Source organism: Halomonas stenophila, assembly GCF_014192275.1.
GTDB lineage: Bacteria > Pseudomonadota > Gammaproteobacteria > Pseudomonadales > Halomonadaceae > Halomonas > Halomonas stenophila.
Genome location: NZ_JACHXR010000001.1, coordinates 120,752 through 135,529, shown reverse-complemented (window position 1 = coordinate 135,529; position 14,778 = coordinate 120,752). Strand labels below are relative to the sequence as shown.

The following is a 14,778-nucleotide window of genomic DNA, read 5'->3' as shown; positions in this document are numbered from 1 at the left end:
CGGTGGGCTGCCTTAGAGGTTGAAGGCGTCTTCCACCAGCTGGCGCTGCTGTTCGGTATGCACGGACATGTAGCCCGCCGCGGGTGCCGCCGAGGCCGGACGGCCGGCGAACTTGAGCTTGCCGCCCAGGCCCACCTTGAGGCGTTCGGCCACGCTGCGCATGTGGTGCTGGCTGGGGTACCAGGCGCCCTGGTTGAGCGGTTCCTCCTGGCACCACACCACCTCGGTGACGTTGGTGTAGTCCTGGATCGCCTCGAACAGCTCCTCCTCGGGGAAGGGGTAGAGCTGCTCCAGGCGCAGGATGGCCACGTCGTCCCGGGCGTTCTCCTCGCGCCAGTTGGCCAGGTCGTAGTAGACCTTGCCGGCACACAGGATGATGCGCTCGATCGGCTTCGCCTCACGCTCCCCCTGATCGGGCAGCACCATCTGGAAGGTGCCGTTGGCCAGCTCGTCGAGGCTGGAGGTGGCCTCCTTGTGGCGCAGCAGGCTCTTGGGCGACATCACCACCAGCGGCTTTCTCAGCTTGCGGATCACCTGGCGGCGCAGCAGATGGAAGATCTGGGCCGGGGTGGTCGGCACGCAGACCTGCATGTTGTGCTCGGCGCACAGCTGCAGGAAGCGCTCGAGGCGCGCCGAGGAATGCTCGGGGCCCTGCCCCTCGTAGCCATGAGGCAGCAGCATGGTCAGGCCACACAGGCGCTCCCACTTGGTCTCGCCGGAGGAGATGAACTGGTCGACCACCACCTGGGCGCCGTTGAAGAAGTCGCCGAACTGGGCTTCCCAGATCACCAGGTCGTTGGGCGCCGTGGTCGCGTAGCCGTACTCGAAGGCCAGCACCGCCTCTTCCGACAGGAAGGAATCGTGGATGGTGAAGCGTGGCTGGCCGTCCGTCAGGTGCTGCAGCGGCACGTAGGTGGAGCCGTCCTTCTGGTTGTGCACCACCGCATGGCGGTGCGAGAAGGTGCCGCGTCCCACGTCCTGGCCGGTCAGGCGGACCGGATGGCCCTGATCGAGCAGGGTGGCGTAGGCCAGGGTCTCGGCGAAGCCCCAGTTGGTCGCCATGCCGCCGGCCTGCATCTTGCGGCGATCGTCATAGATCTTGGCCACCTGGCGCTGGACGGCGACGCCATCGGGGATCTCGCACATGCGCGCCGCCAGGTGCTGCAGGCGCTTGAGGTCGAAGCTGGTATCGGTGTGCCCGGACCATTCGTGGCCCAGGTAGGGCTTCCAGTTGACGAACAACGCCGTGTTGGGTTTCTGCACCAGGGCATTGGCGACGTGGTTGCCGGCCACCAGGTCGTCCCGGTACTTCTCCATCATGGCCTTGGCGTCGTCGTCGCTGAGCAGCCCCTCCTTGACCAGCCGCTCGATGTAGCGGGACCGCGAGGACGGGTGATCCTTGATCTTGCCGTACATCATCGGCTGGGTGCCGGAGGGCTCGTCCGCCTCGTTGTGGCCGCGGCGGCGATAGCAGACCAGATCGATGACCACGTCCTTCTTGAACTGCTGGCGGTAGTCCAGCGCCACCTGGGTGGCGTGCAGCACGGCATCGGGATCGTCGCCGTTGACGTGGAAGATCGGCGCCTGGACCATCTTGGCGATATCGGTGCAGTACTCGGTGGAGCGCGAGTCTTCCGGGTGCGAGGTGGTGAAGCCCACCTGGTTGTTGATCACGATGTGCAGCGTGCCGCCGGTGCGATAGGCGCGGGTCTGGGACATCTGGAAGGTCTCCATGACCACGCCCTGGCCGGCGAAGGCCGCATCACCGTGCACGTTGATCGGCAGCACCTTGCCGCCCTCATGGTCGTTGCGGCGATCCTGTCGGGCCCGCACCGAGCCCTCCACCACCGGCGCGACGATCTCCAGGTGGGAGGGGTTGAACGACAGCGCCAGGTGGACCTCGCCGCCCGGCGTCATGACGTTCGAGCTGAAGCCCTGGTGGTACTTGACGTCACCGGACCCGCGCTCGACCACCTTCTTGCCGTCGAACTCGTCGATCAGCTCGGAGGGGTTCTTGCCGAGGATGTTGACCAGCACGTTGAGACGCCCGCGGTGGGCCATGCCGATCACCACTTCCTTGGTGCCGTAGCCCCCGGCGCGCTGGATCAGCTCGTCCATCATGGGGATGAAGGACTCGCCGCCCTCCAGGCCGAAGCGCTTGGTGCCCGGGTACTTGGAGGCCAGGTAGCTCTCCAGGCCCTCGGCGGCGGTCAAGCGCTCCAGCACGTGCTTGCGCACCTCGTCGCTGAACTTCGGGGCGCTGCGCACCGACTCGAAGCGCTGCTGCAGCCAGCGCTTCTCCTCGGTGTCGACGATATGCATGATCTCGCAGCCGATGCTGCGGCAATAGGTCTGCTCCAGCGCCTCGACGATCTCCTTGAGCGGCGCCTTGTCCACGCCGAGGAAGAAGGAGCCGGTCTGGAACTCGGTGTCCAGATCCGCCTTGGAGAGCTGGTGGAAGGACAGGTCCAGGTCGGGCACCGGGATCGGGCTGCGCAGGTCGAGGGGGTCGATCTTGGCCTTCTGGTGCCCGCGGAAGCGGTAGGCGTTGATCAGCTGCAGCACCTTGACCTGCTTGCGGCTCGCGTCACTCTCGGTGGCGGCGGCGGCCTGGGCGGTGCGGCGCTGACGGCCTAGCTGATAGAACTGTTCTCGGGTCGGGGCAAGCGGAACGTCGCTGGTGGCGCTGCCGTCGGGTCTCGGCAGTTGGTCGAAGTACTGGCGCCATTCGTCGGGAACGGCAGAGGGATCATCGAGGTACTGCTCGTAGAGCGCTTCCACATAGTGGACATTACTGCCACTGACGTGGGAGGAGCGCCACATCAACTCCATTATGCCTTGTTGCATTTCTCGGTCACCCTGCACTGATGGGGTGGTATCGGCGTCGTCACGGCTCACCCATGACGACATCGGGGCTGGCCTGCCGGGGGCCGGATACCTGTCATTCGATGGTCAAGAGCCGGTGCGCAAGGCACCGGCTCTTCGACGACACACCGGGTCAGGGCTGCGACCACATGCCGCAGCTCAGGGCCGACATGTATGATAACAAGCCGACGGCCACGATTTAAGTGGCATTCGCCAGCAACATCTCGCGGATCTTGCCGATCGCCCGTGTCGGATTGAGCCCCTTCGGGCATACGGCCACGCAGTTCATGATGCCGCGGCAGCGGAACACGGAGAACGGGTCCTCCAGTTCGGACAGGCGCTCGCGGGTGGCCTCGTCCCGGGAATCCGCCAGGAAACGGTAGGCCTGCAGCAGGCCGGCCGGGCCGACGAACTTGTCCGGGTTCCACCAGAACGACGGGCAAGCGGTCGAGCAGCAGGCGCACAGGATGCACTCGTAGAGACCGTCGAGCTTGTCGCGCTCCTCCGGTGACTGCAGGCGCTCGATGGCCGGCGCCGGCTGGTCGTTCTGCAGGTACGGCTGGATGCGCTCGTACTGCTTGTAGAACAGCCCCATGTCGACCACCAGGTCACGGATGACCGGCAGGCCGGGCAGCGGACGCAGCGTGAGCTTGCCCTTCTTGACCACCTCGGACAGCGGCGTGATGCAGGCCAGGCCGTTCTTGCCGTTCATGTTCATGCCGTCGGAACCGCACACGCCCTCGCGGCAGCTGCGGCGATAGGCCAGGCCGTTGTCCTGTTCCTTCACCAGATGCAGCACATCCAGCACCATCAGGTCGCGACCCTGGGTGTCGACCTGGAACTCCTCCATGTAGGGGGCGGAGTCCGTTTCCGGGTTGTAGCGGTACAGGGATACCTGAAGCTTGGACATCGTGACTCCCCTCAGTAAGTGCGGACTTTCGGCTCGAACATATCGACGGCCTTGGGCGCGAAGTTGACGTCGCGCTGTCCCAGTCGCTTCTCGGCCGGGAAGTACATCGAATGCTTCAGCCAGTTGACGTCGTCGCGGTCCGGGTAGTCGTAGCGGGAATGGGCGCCACGGCTCTCCTTGCGCTCCAGGGCGGCGATGGCGGTGGCCTCGGCGACCTCCATCAGGTTGTCGAGCTCCAGCGCCTCCACCCTGGCGGTGTTGAAGGTGTTAGACTTGTCCGGCAGGTAGGCGTTGTCGATGCGCTCACGAAGTTCGGCCAGCTGCTGGACGCCCTTCTGCATGTTGTCCTCCTGACGGAAGACGCCGAAGGCATTCTGCATGATGTCCTGCAGCTCGCGCTTGAGCTCGGGCACGGTCTCGCCGCTCTCGGACGCGTTCCAGCGATTCATGCGCTGCATGGCCGATTCGACGTCGGACTCGCTGGCATCGAGGTACTCGATGCCCTCGTTGAGGGCGCCCTCGATGAACATGCCGGCGGCACGACCGAAGACCACCAGGTCGAGCAGCGAGTTGCCGCCCAGGCGGTTGGCACCATGGACCGAGACACAGGCCGCCTCGCCGCAGGCGAACAGGCCGCCCACGATCCTGTCGTTGCCCTCGGCGTCCTGCATGATCGCCTGTCCATGCACATTGGTGGGCACGCCGCCCATCATGTAGTGGCAGGTCGGCACCACCGGGATCGGCTCCTTGGCCGGGTCCACGTGGGCGAAGGTCTTGGACAGCTCGACGATACCCGGCAGGCGCTTGCCGAGCACCTCCTCGCCCAGGTGATCCAGCTTGAGGTAGACGTGATCGCCCTTCTCGCCGCAGCCGCGGCCCTCGAGGATCTCCATGACCATGGAGCGGGCGACCACGTCGCGGCCGGCCAGGTCCTTGGCGTTGGGGGCGTAACGCTCCATGAAGCGCTCGCCGTCCTTGTTGACCAGGTAGCCGCCCTCGCCGCGGCAGCCCTCGGTCACCAGGGTGCCGGCGCCGTAGATGCCGGTGGGGTGGAACTGCCACATCTCCATGTCCTGCATCGGGAAGCCGGCGCGCAGGGCCATGCCGATGCCGTCGCCGGTATTGATCAGGGCATTGGTGGTGGAGGCATAGATCCGGCCGGAGCCGCCGGTGGCCAGCACGGTGGCCTTGGACTTGACGTGAACCACTTCCCCGGTCTCGATGTCCATGGCGATACAGCCGACGACATCGCCGTTGGCGTTTTTGACCAAATCGACGGCGTACCACTCGTTGAGGAAGGTGGTATTGTTCTTCAGGTTGTTCTGGTAGAGCGTATGCAGCAGCGCATGGCCGGTCCGGTCGGCGGCGGCACAGGTACGGGCCGCCTGACCGCCCTCACCGAAGTTCTTGGACTGGCCACCGAACGGGCGCTGATAGATGCGGCCGTTGTCGAAGCGGGAGAACGGCAGCCCCATGTGCTCGAGCTCGAACACCGCCTTGGGGCCCTCGGAGCACATGTATTCGGCCGCGTCCTGGTCGGCGATGTAGTCGCCCCCCTTGACGGTGTCATACATGTGCCAGCGCCAGTCGTCGTCGGGGTCGGCGGAGGCGATGGCACAGGTGATGCCGCCCTGGGCGGACACGGTGTGCGAACGGGTCGGGAAGACCTTGGAGAGCACGGCGGTCTTCTTGCCGGACTTGGCCAGCTCGAGGGCGGCCCGCAGACCGGCACCGCCACCGCCGATGATGATGGCGTCGAAGGTCAGGCTACGCAGGTTGGACATGGATCAGGCTCCCCACAGAACTTGGATGCCCCAGACCAGGAACACGAAGATGGCCAGGATGATGACGGTCTGGGTGGCGACACGGATGCCGGTCGGCTTGAGATAGTCGGTGGTCACGGTCCACAGACCGACCCAGGCGTGGGCGGACAGGGACACGAAGGCCAGCAGCGAGAAGATGCGCATCCAGGTCTGGGCGAAGAGCCCGCTCCAGGCCGCGTAATCCAGGCCCGGGTTGAGGAGCAGATAGCCGACGATGAAGAGAGTGTAGAGGGCCAGGATGATGGCCGAGACGCGCTGGACGAGCCAGTCGGATAGACCGCTGCGCCCGAAGTTCGTGACGTTGGTTACCATACCCAGACTCCAGCCAGAATGATCAGGACCACGCTCACCACGACGGTGATCTGTGCCTTCTTGACACCCCCCTCTAGGGTCACGCCGATGTCGATATCCATCAGCAGGTGCTTGATGCCCGCCACGAAGTGAAACGCCAGCGCCGACAGCAGGCCCCAGGCGACCAGCTTGGCCAGGAAGTTGTGAGCCAGGGCATCGTTCACGGCCGCGAAGCCGGCGGGCGACGACAGTGATGTGTCGAGGGCCCAGAAGGCGAAGATCAGGCCGATGAAAAGGATGACGCCGGTGATGCGGTGGGCAATCGACGTCAAGGCGGGGAGGGGGAACTGTATCGTGGACAGATCCAGATTTACGGGTCGTTTGCTATTCACGGCTCTCTACACACTCTCTTGGCCCGCGGATGGGCGCTCGGGCGAGGCCCGACACGGGCGGTGGTTTCGGGAAGGGACAAGATCATGACGCGGGGGTCGTGATCGTCGTTTCCTGCCAGTCGCGCGACAAGATTATAGGGTTATGCCCCACCCATGACAAATGGCGTCCCGCCGACTCGACCATGGTGGAAGGTCCCGAAGCGTGCCCGAAATCCCGACGTCAGGCGGCTTGTCCCGATGACGCTGCGAGCCGCGTCGGGCCGGGGCTGCAGATGATGCAGAGCACCATTTTCCATGCAAGACCTATACAACGAGAAGAGAGGCGTACATCGCTGGAGGGTCAATGGGCTAATTGACAATCTCGAAGACGCTTCTATAGTGGGCGAACCTTTTCGCCGGCAAGTTCTGCGAAATCACGACTTATCGCGCCACCATGAACTCGAGAGGAGGCCAGTTATGGCTGACAGGAAAGCGACATTGACGGTAGAGGGTCTGGACCAGCCGATCGAGCTGCCGATCTACTCGGGCACCGTGGGGCCAGACGTCATCGATGTGCGCGGCCTCGGTGCACAGGGCCTGTTCACCTACGACCCCGGCTTCATGGCGACCTCCTCCTGCCAGTCGGCCATCACCTACATCGATGGTGGCAAGGGCGTGCTGCTGCACCGCGGCTACCCCATCGAGCAGTTGGCCAAGAACTCGAACTTCGTCGAGATGAGCTACCTGCTGCTGTTCGGCGAACTGCCCGACAAGGCCCAGTACCAGGATTTCGAGGGGCGCGTGCGCGGCCACACCATGGTCCACGAGCAACTGGCGAACTTCTACAAGGGCTTCCGTCGTGATGCCCACCCGATGTCCATCCTGTGCGGCGTGGTCGGCGGCCTGGCGGCCTTCTACCATGACCACCTGGACATCACCAAGCAGGAAGACCGCGAGATCAGCGCCATCCGCCTGATTGCCAAGATGCCGACCCTCGCGGCCATGTCCTACAAGTACAACGTCGGCCAGCCGTTCAACTATCCGCGCAACGACCTGCAGTATGCAGAGAACTTCCTCTACATGATGTTCAGCAACCCCTGCGAGCACTACAAGATCAACCCGGTCTACGCCAAGGCCATGGACCGCATCTTCATGCTGCATGCCGACCACGAGCAGAACGCCTCCACCTCCACGGTGCGCCTGGCCGGCTCCACCGGCGCCAACCCCTTCGCCTGCATCAGTGCCGGCATCGCCGCCCTCTGGGGCCCGGCCCATGGCGGTGCCAACGAGGCGGTACTGAATATGCTCGACGAGATCGGCGACGAGTCCGAGGAGAACATCCAGCGCTTTGTCGACCGCGCCAAGGACAAGGACGACCCCTTCAAGCTGATGGGCTTCGGTCACCGCGTCTACCGCAACTTCGACCCGCGGGCCAAGGTCATGAAGGAGACCTGCGACGAGGTGCTGGCCGAGCTGGGCATGGCCGACGACCCCCAGCTCAAGATCGCCAAGCGCCTGGAGCAGATCGCCCTGGAAGACGAGTACTTCATCGAGCGCAAGCTGTACCCGAACGTCGACTTCTACTCCGGCATCATCCTCAAGGCCATGGGCATCCCGACCAACATGTTCACCGTGATCTTCGCGGTATCCCGGACCATCGGCTGGATCTCCCACTGGCACGAGATGATCAGCGCCAGCTACAAGATCGGCCGCCCGCGCCAGCTCTACGTGGGTTACGACCAGCGCGACTACCCCGGCGAGTGAGCCGTCACCCCGCGTCATCCCCTGAAGAAGGCCGCCCCCGGGCGGCCTTCTGCGTTTCGAAGATCGTCAAGCGAGGAAACCGAACATGCCGCAAGACATCTCCACCGTCGCCTTTATCGGGCTGGGCGTCATGGGCTACCCCATGGCCGGCCACCTGGCCGGCGCCGGCCTCGACGTCCGGGTCTACAACCGCACCGCCGACAAGGCCGCCGCCTGGGTGGCCGAGCATGGCGGCAGCCACCACCCCACCCCACGCGAGGCCGCGCACGGCGCCGACCTGGTGCTGGTCTGCGTGGGCAACGACGGCGATGTCCGCCAGGTGGCCCTGGGCGACGATGGCGCCCTGCAGGGCATGGCCGCCGGCAGCCTGCTGGTGGACCACACCACCGCCTCCGCCGAGCTGGCCGCCGAGCTCGACGCCGCCTGCCGTGAGCACGGCATCGGCTTCGTCGATGCCCCCGTGTCCGGCGGCCAGCAGGGCGCGGAACGGGGAACGCTGACCATCATGTGCGGCGGCGCGCTGGCCGATTTCGAGCTCGCCGCCCCGCTGCTCGAGCACTATGGCCGCGCCGTGACCCTGATGGGGCCGGCCGGCAGCGGCCAGCTGACCAAGATGGTCAACCAGATCTGCATCGGCGGACTCATCCAGGGCCTGACCGAGGGCCTGCACTTCGCCGACAAGGCGGGGCTCGATCCCCTCCGGGTGGTGGAGGTGATCAGCCAGGGGGCCGCCGGCTCCTGGCAGATGGACAACCGTCATCGGACCATGATCGAAGATGAGTACGAGCACGGCTTCGCGGTGGACTGGATGCGCAAGGATCTGGGAATCTGCCTGGACCAGGCACGACGCCTCGGCGCCCGGCTGCCGGTGACCGCCCTGGTGGATCAATTCTACGCTGACGTCCAGGCGATGGGCGGCGGCCGCTGGGACACCTCTTCCCTGCTGCGCCGCCTGCGCGACCCGGACAAGGCGTGACACCCCCGGGCGGGAGCGCGGTCCTGCGCTCCCGCCTCCCGGCAGCCCGGCTCGCCTCTCCTGCCCTCCCCCACTCGCTGTAGCGTTTTCCACACATTCTGTGGATAAACCTGTTCAAAACCCCTAGACAAGCGCCTCGAATCGCCATGAACAGCGGCTTCGCCTTAAATTGATCAATTTTTAACCTAACCTAATTTGTTGATTTTAAAGGAATAAACCAAGAAGCCCACTGGCACGGGGCCTGGCGGGTGAATTATTCACAGAAACGGCCGCAGGAACAGGGCTCGTGGACAAGTCAAGAGGAAATGTACCACTTTCCTCATGCGACAGTATGAGAAATGACCGACATCGGATGGCAGGACACCCAGCAAGCGGACACAAAAAAAGACGCCTTCAGCGCCTGGGGATAATCTGGAGGAGTGGCGTCCCATAGGGGGTTCGAACCCCTGTTCCCGCCGTGAAAGGGCGGTGTCCTGGACCACTAGACGAATGGGACGCATCGTCTTCGCTCGAGACGCTGGTGGAGCCTAGCGGGATCGAACCGCTGACCTCGACACTGCCAGTGTCGCGCTCTCCCAGCTGAGCTAAGGCCCCGCATCTCGTGAAGACGAGGCGTATAATACTGATTCCCCTCGCCTTCGTCAACGGGAAAACGAGAATTTCCTGCTGCGCTCGATATCCTGGCCGCCGGCGGTGCTCGCGCTCCTCATGTAGCAGGCTACACTGCGGGCGCTGTGCTCCGGCGGCGACCAGCCTATCGTCGCTCGCGACGGAACTTCTGCGTTTTCCTATTACATTAGAGTTCGCGGTACTCTTTCTCGAAGCGCTTGGCCTGCTTCTTGGACACGCCGCCGAGCACCGCGATGGCGTGGCGCAGACGGGCCCGAGTCATGTCGGAGCCGAGGATGGCCATGGCGTCCATCACCGAGGTGCTGGAAGGCGAGCCGGTGACGGCGATGAAGACCGGGGCGAGGAAGTCCTTCATCTTCAGCTCGAAATGGGCGGCGAGCGCCTTCACCTCCGCAAGCAGGCTCTCCTTGTGCCAGGCCGGGACCACCTCGAAGCGCCACACCAGGAACTGCAGCAGCTTGACCAGCTCCTCGCGGCCCAGCTTGACCGCGTCGAAGTCGCCCTCCTCGATCGCCGGCAGCCCCGAGAAGAAGTGTCCGGCCAGCGGCATGACATCGGACAGGGTCTCCACCCGCGGGCGCACCTGGGGCAGGATCCGGCGGACGTAGTCCTCGTTGAAGGCCCAGTCGCGCAGGGCCTTGAGGAAGGCCTCGTCGTCGAGGTCCTCGCGGATGTAGAGGCCATTCAGCCAGGTCAGCTTCTGCAGATCGAAGACCGGCCCGCCCAGGGACACCCGCTGGATGTCGAAATGGCTCATCATCTCGTCGAGAGTGAACTTCTCGCGCTCGTCGGGCATCGACCAGCCCATGCGACCCAGGTAGTTGGTCACCGCCTGGGGGAGGAAGCCCATGCGCCGGTAGTAGTTGATGGAGGTCGGGTTCTTGCGCTTGGAGAGCTTGGACTTGTCCGGGTTGCGCAGCAGCGGCATATGGCAGAGCACCGGCATCTTCCAGCCGAAGTACTCGTAGAGCAGCTGGTGCTTGGGGGCGGAGTTGATCCACTCCTCGCCGCGCAGCACATGGGTGATCCCCATCAGGTGGTCATCGACCACGTTGGCCAGGTGGTAGGTCGGCATGCCGTCGGACTTGAGCAGGATCTGGGCATCGACCTGGGCCCAGTCCACCTCGATGACGCCCCGCAGCATGTCCTCGACCACGCAGGTCCCGCTGGCCGGCACCCACATCCGCACCACGTGGGGCCAGCCCTCGCGCTCCCGGCGGGCCTGTTCCTCGGCGGGCAGGGCCAGGTCGGCGGGCTTGAGCGCCAGGTGCAGCCCGGCGGCCTTGCGCTCCTCGCGCAGCTCGTCGAGCTCGTCGCTGGTCCGATAGCAGCGGAAGGCATGGCCGGCCTCGATCAGCTGTCTGGCATACTCGCCATAGATATCGCCGCGCTCGCTCTGGCGGTACGGGCCGTGCGGGCCGCCGACATCGGGCCCCTCGTCCCATTCCAGCCCCAGCCAGCGCAGCGAGTCGAGGATCATCTGCTCCGATTCCTCGGTGGAACGCACCCGGTCGGTGTCCTCGATCCGCAGGATGAACTGCCCGCCGTGCTGGCGCGCGAAACACAGGTTGAACAGGGCAATATAGGCAGTGCCCACATGGGGGTCACCGGTGGGAGACGGCGCGATACGAGTACGTACGGTCATGTCGTCCTTGGTCCAATGGTGGGAATGAGGCCCTGAGGCCAGGGCGGATGGCCGCATTATACGCACCTCGCCCATGGCCGGCAGCCGTGGCCGTGGAATCATTTCCGAGCTCGGCGGTCCACTCCTGGCCATCTCGACGACCCACGGAGCGACCATGCTGCCCCCGCTTCCCGACGGCTTCTCGGCCCTGGTGAGCGGTGCCTCCGACCGGTACTGATGAAGACCGCCGCGGTGGAACTGCGCCGGCCGGGGGGCCTGGGGCGGCAGACACCGGCAGGCAGCGGCGATTTTCGCGACGGGAACGACGAGCCGATTTCCTGGTGACGACAGCAACACGGGATGATCGATCGTTGATCCGCACTATTGCACAGCCATGGACGATCACGGACCATGCTTCCTTTCCAAACACTGACAGGTATGCGTCATGGATACACTCGGCCCACGGATCAAGCAGCTCAGGCTGGAGGCCAAGCTCAACAAGGCCGCCCTGGCTCGCCGAGTCGGCGTCTCGGACGTGACCATCTCCTACTGGGAGTCCGGGGCCATCAAGCAGATCGGCCACGAGCGGCTGGTGGCCCTGGCCCATGCCCTGAACTGTCCGCTCTCGGCGCTACTGGACGGCGGCACATCGCGTCCCGCCCCCCTCTACCTGCGCCACGAGCTGCCCGAGCCCTGGCAGGCCAGCAACTCCAAGGGCATCGAGCTGCCGATGGAGCTGACGCCGGGCCAGCGCTGGGACGGTGACTGTCACCTGGTGACGCCGGCCCCGGGCGAGACCTTCGACTTCCTGTGCCAGGGTGACCTGGCGGCCGTCGCACCCACCGACATCTTCCGCCAGCCGGGCCTGTATCTCGTCGAGGAAGGCCGCCGCCTGGAGATCCGCCGGGTCCATCAGGGGCCCACCGGGGAGTTGATGTTCCAGGGCCAGGATGACGCCGAGGCCCGTCCCTACACGCCCGATTGCCGCCTGATCGCCAAACTCGTGGCCCTGTGGCGTCACGAGCCCCTCTGAGCGGCCTCGCCTCCTCACTCCAGTGACTGCACCTCCACCTGGTCGGTGGTCCGCCTCGGCTGGCTGCCGACCAGGAATCGCTCGCTGGCACTGATCACCCGCCCCAGTCCATGGCGAGACTCCTGCACCAGCGGACCGCTCAGGTGCTCCCCCTCCTCACCGAGACGTGCCCGGACCTCGGGGACCTGGACGCTCACGGCCGGCATGTTGACCGTAATGCGATAGCCACCATCCGGCAGGCCGCTGCCGGGGCCGAACGGGCCCGCGGCGAAGCGGCCACCCTCGACCTCGGTGCGTTCCTGCCAGCGCACGCCGCTCGCCTCGCGCTCCACCAGGACCTGCAGGCGAGTGGCATCCGGCAGGTTGGTGGTGCCCTCGACCAGCAGGCGGCGGTCACTGCGCAGTCGCGCCGAGACGTCGACCGCCACGGCCTCGTCGAGGGGGGCGACCTCGGGTGATGATGGCGCCGTCGGTTGTGCCTGTGTCTGAGGCTGGGCCACACCGCCGAGCCGCTCCGTGTCATCGGACGCGGAATCGGCATCCTCGCTGCCGCCGCAGCCGACCAGCAAGAGCAGCACACCGACCACGCCACACCATCTCCATGCCTTCATGCACGCCCTCCGTGACCATGGCTCCATCGCCAGCCTAACATCGAGTGCCGCCTGCTCCGATCAGGCCGTGCTGCAGTCGCGGCACAGGGTGGCATAGGGCACGGCCCCCAGGCGTCCGGCGTCGATGACCTCGCCACAGCGCTCGCAGATATCCCCCTGGCCCTCGCGGATGCGGGCCAGGGCGTGTCGTACCTGGCTGAGTTCTTCCTCGGCCTCGGCCTCGAGGGAGGCCACCACCTCGTCGTCCCGCGTCTGCAGGGGCTGATCCTCCATGTCCTTGTCCACCGGACCGCCTGCACGCTGCCGGTGCGCCCGATAGCGCTCCAGCCGCTCCTTGAGTTCGTCACGCAGCCGTTCCAGCTGTTGCTGCCGATCGCTCATGCCGTGTCTCCTGCCTGAACATGCTTCGAGGCGACGGGCCGTTCGCCGCCGCTTCTCCTAGCATAGGCGCTGACGCGGCAGCGCTCGCCGATCAGGTCATGCCCAGGCTGGCATAGCCGGCCTCGGTGAGCTCGAGGCGCTCCGGCGCCCCCCGGGCCTCCCGCAGCACCCTTAGCAGCCCCTGAGCTTCCAGGCGATCGATATCCTTCAGCATCCCGGGCAACTGGCTGTCCTCCCCGACATGCCCGAAGGGCGCCGACAGCACGCCCCCGTGCTGGAGCACGCGGGCCAGCAGATCCTGCTGGGAGGTGGTGAGATCGTCATGCATGCCTCGCTCCTCGCGGCGGCAAGGCGAAACGCCTCGCCGATGGGTGCAGTATGGGGGATATGTCGGGCGAAGGGGCCGGTCGTGTCGGCGTCGGCACCCGCCGCCCCCTCGCAACCTGCGTCGCGACTGGTAGAATACGCTCTCCCTGGCCCCTTGCCCGTGATGCCCGATGACCGATCTCGACCGCACCTTCTCCGTCGCGCCGATGATGGACTGGACGACCCGCGACTATCGCGCCTTCGCCCGGACCCTGACCCGGCGCGCCCTGCTGTACACCGAGATGGTGACCACCGGCGCCATCCTTCACGGCAGCCCGCGCGTGCGCTTCCTCGGCCACGGCCCGGTGGAGCACCCGCTGGCGCTGCAGCTCGGCGGCAGCGACGCCGGCGAGCTCGCCGAGTGCGCGGCCATCGCCGAGGAATGGGGCTACGACGAGGTGAACCTCAATGTCGGCTGCCCCAGCGACCGGGTGCAGAACAACCTGATCGGCGCCTGCCTGATGGCGCACCCCGGCAAGGTGGCCGCGGCCGTCGAGGCCATGCGCGCGGCGGTGTCGATCCCGGTCACCGTGAAGTGTCGCATCGGCATCGACGATCAGGACGAGGACGCCGACCTGGCCCGCTTCATCGACACCGTCGCCGAGGCCGGCTGCGAGGTGTTCATCGTGCATGCCCGCAAGGCCTGGCTGGAAGGCCTGTCTCCCAAGGAGAATCGCGACGTCCCGCCGCTGAACTATCCCCGGGTCCACCGGCTCAAGGCCCAGCACCCCGAGCTGCATATCGGCATCAACGGGGGGCTCAAGACCCTCGACGACTGCCGGGAACAGCTGAGCCAGGTCGACAGCGTGATGGTCGGCCGCGAGGCCTACCAGAACCCCTGGCTGCTGGCCGGCGTCGACCGGCGTCTCTATGGTGAACCGGGCCCGGCGGCGAGCCGCCATGCCGCGGCCGAGGCCCTGCGTCCCTATATCGCCAGCCGCCTCGAGGAAGGCGCGCGGCTCAATCATCTCACCCGTCACCTGCTCGGGCTCTTCCAGGGCTGCCCCGGCGGGCGCAAGTTCCGCCGTCATCTCTCGGAACACGCCCACCGCGAGGGCGCGGGGCTGGCCGTCTTCGACGACGCCCTGGGCCTGGTCGCCGAGCAGGAGGCGGCGCCCGCCTGACGCCGCCCC

13 protein-coding genes and 2 tRNA genes are annotated in these 14,778 nt (G+C 65.9%); 4 read left to right on the top strand and 11 right to left on the bottom strand.

Translation table 11 applies throughout. The features are described 5' to 3' along the window. Positions 1 to 12: 12 nt before the first annotated feature. From FHR97_RS00615 to sdhC, 5 genes are all read right to left on the bottom strand, one after another. Positions 13 to 2,847, bottom strand: a complete 2,835-nt coding sequence (locus tag FHR97_RS00615) for a 2-oxoglutarate dehydrogenase E1 component (RefSeq protein WP_183381842.1) — start codon at positions 2,845 to 2,847, stop codon at positions 13 to 15. Between the two features lie 217 nt (positions 2,848 to 3,064). Then, positions 3,065 to 3,775, bottom strand: a complete 711-nt coding sequence (locus FHR97_RS00610; RefSeq protein ID WP_183381841.1) for a succinate dehydrogenase iron-sulfur subunit — start codon at positions 3,773 to 3,775, stop codon at positions 3,065 to 3,067. Positions 3,776 to 3,786: 11 nt separating this feature from the next. Continuing rightward, positions 3,787 to 5,559: a succinate dehydrogenase flavoprotein subunit gene (gene sdhA, locus FHR97_RS00605; protein ID WP_183381840.1), complete on the bottom strand. Its 1,773-nt coding sequence runs from the start codon at positions 5,557 to 5,559 to the stop codon at positions 3,787 to 3,789. 3 nt (positions 5,560 to 5,562) lie between these two features. Beyond that, positions 5,563 to 5,910, bottom strand: a complete 348-nt coding sequence (gene sdhD, locus FHR97_RS00600; RefSeq protein ID WP_183381839.1) for a succinate dehydrogenase, hydrophobic membrane anchor protein — start codon at positions 5,908 to 5,910, stop codon at positions 5,563 to 5,565. Further along, on the bottom strand, positions 5,904 to 6,281 hold the full coding sequence (gene sdhC, locus FHR97_RS00595) for a succinate dehydrogenase, cytochrome b556 subunit (RefSeq protein WP_183381838.1): 378 nt from the start codon (positions 6,279 to 6,281) through the stop codon (positions 5,904 to 5,906). The genes sdhD and sdhC overlap by 7 nt, the downstream gene beginning before the upstream one ends. Positions 6,282 to 6,737: 456 nt before the next feature. On the opposite strand from sdhC, the gene gltA reads away from it, so the two are divergent. Both gltA and FHR97_RS00585 read left to right on the top strand, forming a co-directional pair. Continuing rightward, positions 6,738 to 8,024, top strand: a complete 1,287-nt coding sequence (gene gltA / locus FHR97_RS00590; RefSeq protein WP_183381837.1) for a citrate synthase — start codon at positions 6,738 to 6,740, stop codon at positions 8,022 to 8,024. Positions 8,025 to 8,109: 85 nt separating this feature from the next. Beyond that, positions 8,110 to 9,000, top strand: coding sequence for an NAD(P)-dependent oxidoreductase (locus tag FHR97_RS00585; RefSeq protein WP_183381836.1), 891 nt, complete (start codon positions 8,110 to 8,112; stop codon positions 8,998 to 9,000). Positions 9,001 to 9,420: 420 nt separating this feature from the next. Here the strand turns inward: FHR97_RS00585 and FHR97_RS00580 are convergent. The 3 genes from FHR97_RS00580 to gltX all read right to left on the bottom strand — a co-directional run bounded on the left by FHR97_RS00580 (position 9,421) and on the right by gltX (position 11,275). Continuing rightward, positions 9,421 to 9,496, bottom strand: a tRNA-Glu gene (locus tag FHR97_RS00580). Positions 9,497 to 9,518: 22 nt separating this feature from the next. Then, positions 9,519 to 9,594: transfer RNA gene (locus tag FHR97_RS00575), tRNA-Ala, on the bottom strand. Positions 9,595 to 9,796: 202 nt separating this feature from the next. Beyond that, complete coding sequence (gene gltX, locus FHR97_RS00570; protein WP_183381835.1) at positions 9,797 to 11,275, bottom strand: glutamate--tRNA ligase; 1,479 nt, start codon at positions 11,273 to 11,275, stop codon at positions 9,797 to 9,799. Between the two features lie 424 nt (positions 11,276 to 11,699). On the opposite strand from gltX, the gene FHR97_RS00565 reads away from it, so the two are divergent. Further along, on the top strand, positions 11,700 to 12,287 hold the full coding sequence (locus FHR97_RS00565; RefSeq protein WP_183381834.1) for a helix-turn-helix domain-containing protein: 588 nt from the start codon (positions 11,700 to 11,702) through the stop codon (positions 12,285 to 12,287). Between the two features lie 14 nt (positions 12,288 to 12,301). Here the strand turns inward: FHR97_RS00565 and FHR97_RS00560 are convergent, their stop codons facing one another. From FHR97_RS00560 to FHR97_RS00550, 3 genes are all read right to left on the bottom strand, one after another. Beyond that, positions 12,302 to 12,898: a hypothetical protein gene (locus tag FHR97_RS00560; RefSeq protein WP_183381833.1), complete on the bottom strand. Its 597-nt coding sequence runs from the start codon at positions 12,896 to 12,898 to the stop codon at positions 12,302 to 12,304. A gap of 60 nt (positions 12,899 to 12,958) precedes the next feature. Continuing rightward, positions 12,959 to 13,279, bottom strand: a complete 321-nt coding sequence (locus tag FHR97_RS00555; protein WP_183381832.1) for a TraR/DksA family transcriptional regulator — start codon at positions 13,277 to 13,279, stop codon at positions 12,959 to 12,961. Positions 13,280 to 13,370: 91 nt separating this feature from the next. Continuing rightward, a complete protein-coding gene (locus tag FHR97_RS00550; protein WP_183381831.1) occupies positions 13,371 to 13,607 on the bottom strand; it encodes a hypothetical protein in 237 nt (78 codons plus the stop codon). A gap of 169 nt (positions 13,608 to 13,776) precedes the next feature. Here FHR97_RS00550 and dusA point away from each other — a divergent pair, with 169 nt between their 5' ends. After that, positions 13,777 to 14,769 (top strand): tRNA dihydrouridine(20/20a) synthase DusA, encoded by a 993-nt coding sequence (gene dusA, locus FHR97_RS00545; RefSeq protein ID WP_183381830.1) that lies wholly within the window; start codon positions 13,777 to 13,779, stop codon positions 14,767 to 14,769. Positions 14,770 to 14,778 lie beyond the last annotated feature (9 nt).

What these genes read in the sequence shown, in the direction of transcription:
- FHR97_RS00615 (WP_183381842.1), bottom strand. Translation starts at nt 2,847, where the DNA reads ATGCAACAAGGCATAATGGAGTTGATGTGGCGCTCCTCCCACGTCAGT.
- FHR97_RS00610 (WP_183381841.1), bottom strand. Translation starts at nt 3,775, where the DNA reads ATGTCCAAGCTTCAGGTATCCCTGTACCGCTACAACCCGGAAACGGAC.
- sdhA (WP_183381840.1), bottom strand. Translation starts at nt 5,559, where the DNA reads ATGTCCAACCTGCGTAGCCTGACCTTCGACGCCATCATCATCGGCGGT.
- sdhD (WP_183381839.1), bottom strand. Translation starts at nt 5,910, where the DNA reads ATGGTAACCAACGTCACGAACTTCGGGCGCAGCGGTCTATCCGACTGG.
- gltA (WP_183381837.1), top strand. Translation starts at nt 6,738, where the DNA reads ATGGCTGACAGGAAAGCGACATTGACGGTAGAGGGTCTGGACCAGCCG.
- FHR97_RS00585 (WP_183381836.1), top strand. Translation starts at nt 8,110, where the DNA reads ATGCCGCAAGACATCTCCACCGTCGCCTTTATCGGGCTGGGCGTCATG.
- gltX (WP_183381835.1), bottom strand. Translation starts at nt 11,275, where the DNA reads ATGACCGTACGTACTCGTATCGCGCCGTCTCCCACCGGTGACCCCCAT.
- FHR97_RS00565 (WP_183381834.1), top strand. Translation starts at nt 11,700, where the DNA reads ATGGATACACTCGGCCCACGGATCAAGCAGCTCAGGCTGGAGGCCAAG.
- FHR97_RS00560 (WP_183381833.1), bottom strand. Translation starts at nt 12,898, where the DNA reads ATGAAGGCATGGAGATGGTGTGGCGTGGTCGGTGTGCTGCTCTTGCTG.
- FHR97_RS00555 (WP_183381832.1), bottom strand. Translation starts at nt 13,279, where the DNA reads ATGAGCGATCGGCAGCAACAGCTGGAACGGCTGCGTGACGAACTCAAG.
- FHR97_RS00550 (WP_183381831.1), bottom strand. Translation starts at nt 13,607, where the DNA reads ATGCATGACGATCTCACCACCTCCCAGCAGGATCTGCTGGCCCGCGTG.
- dusA (WP_183381830.1), top strand. Translation starts at nt 13,777, where the DNA reads ATGACCGATCTCGACCGCACCTTCTCCGTCGCGCCGATGATGGACTGG.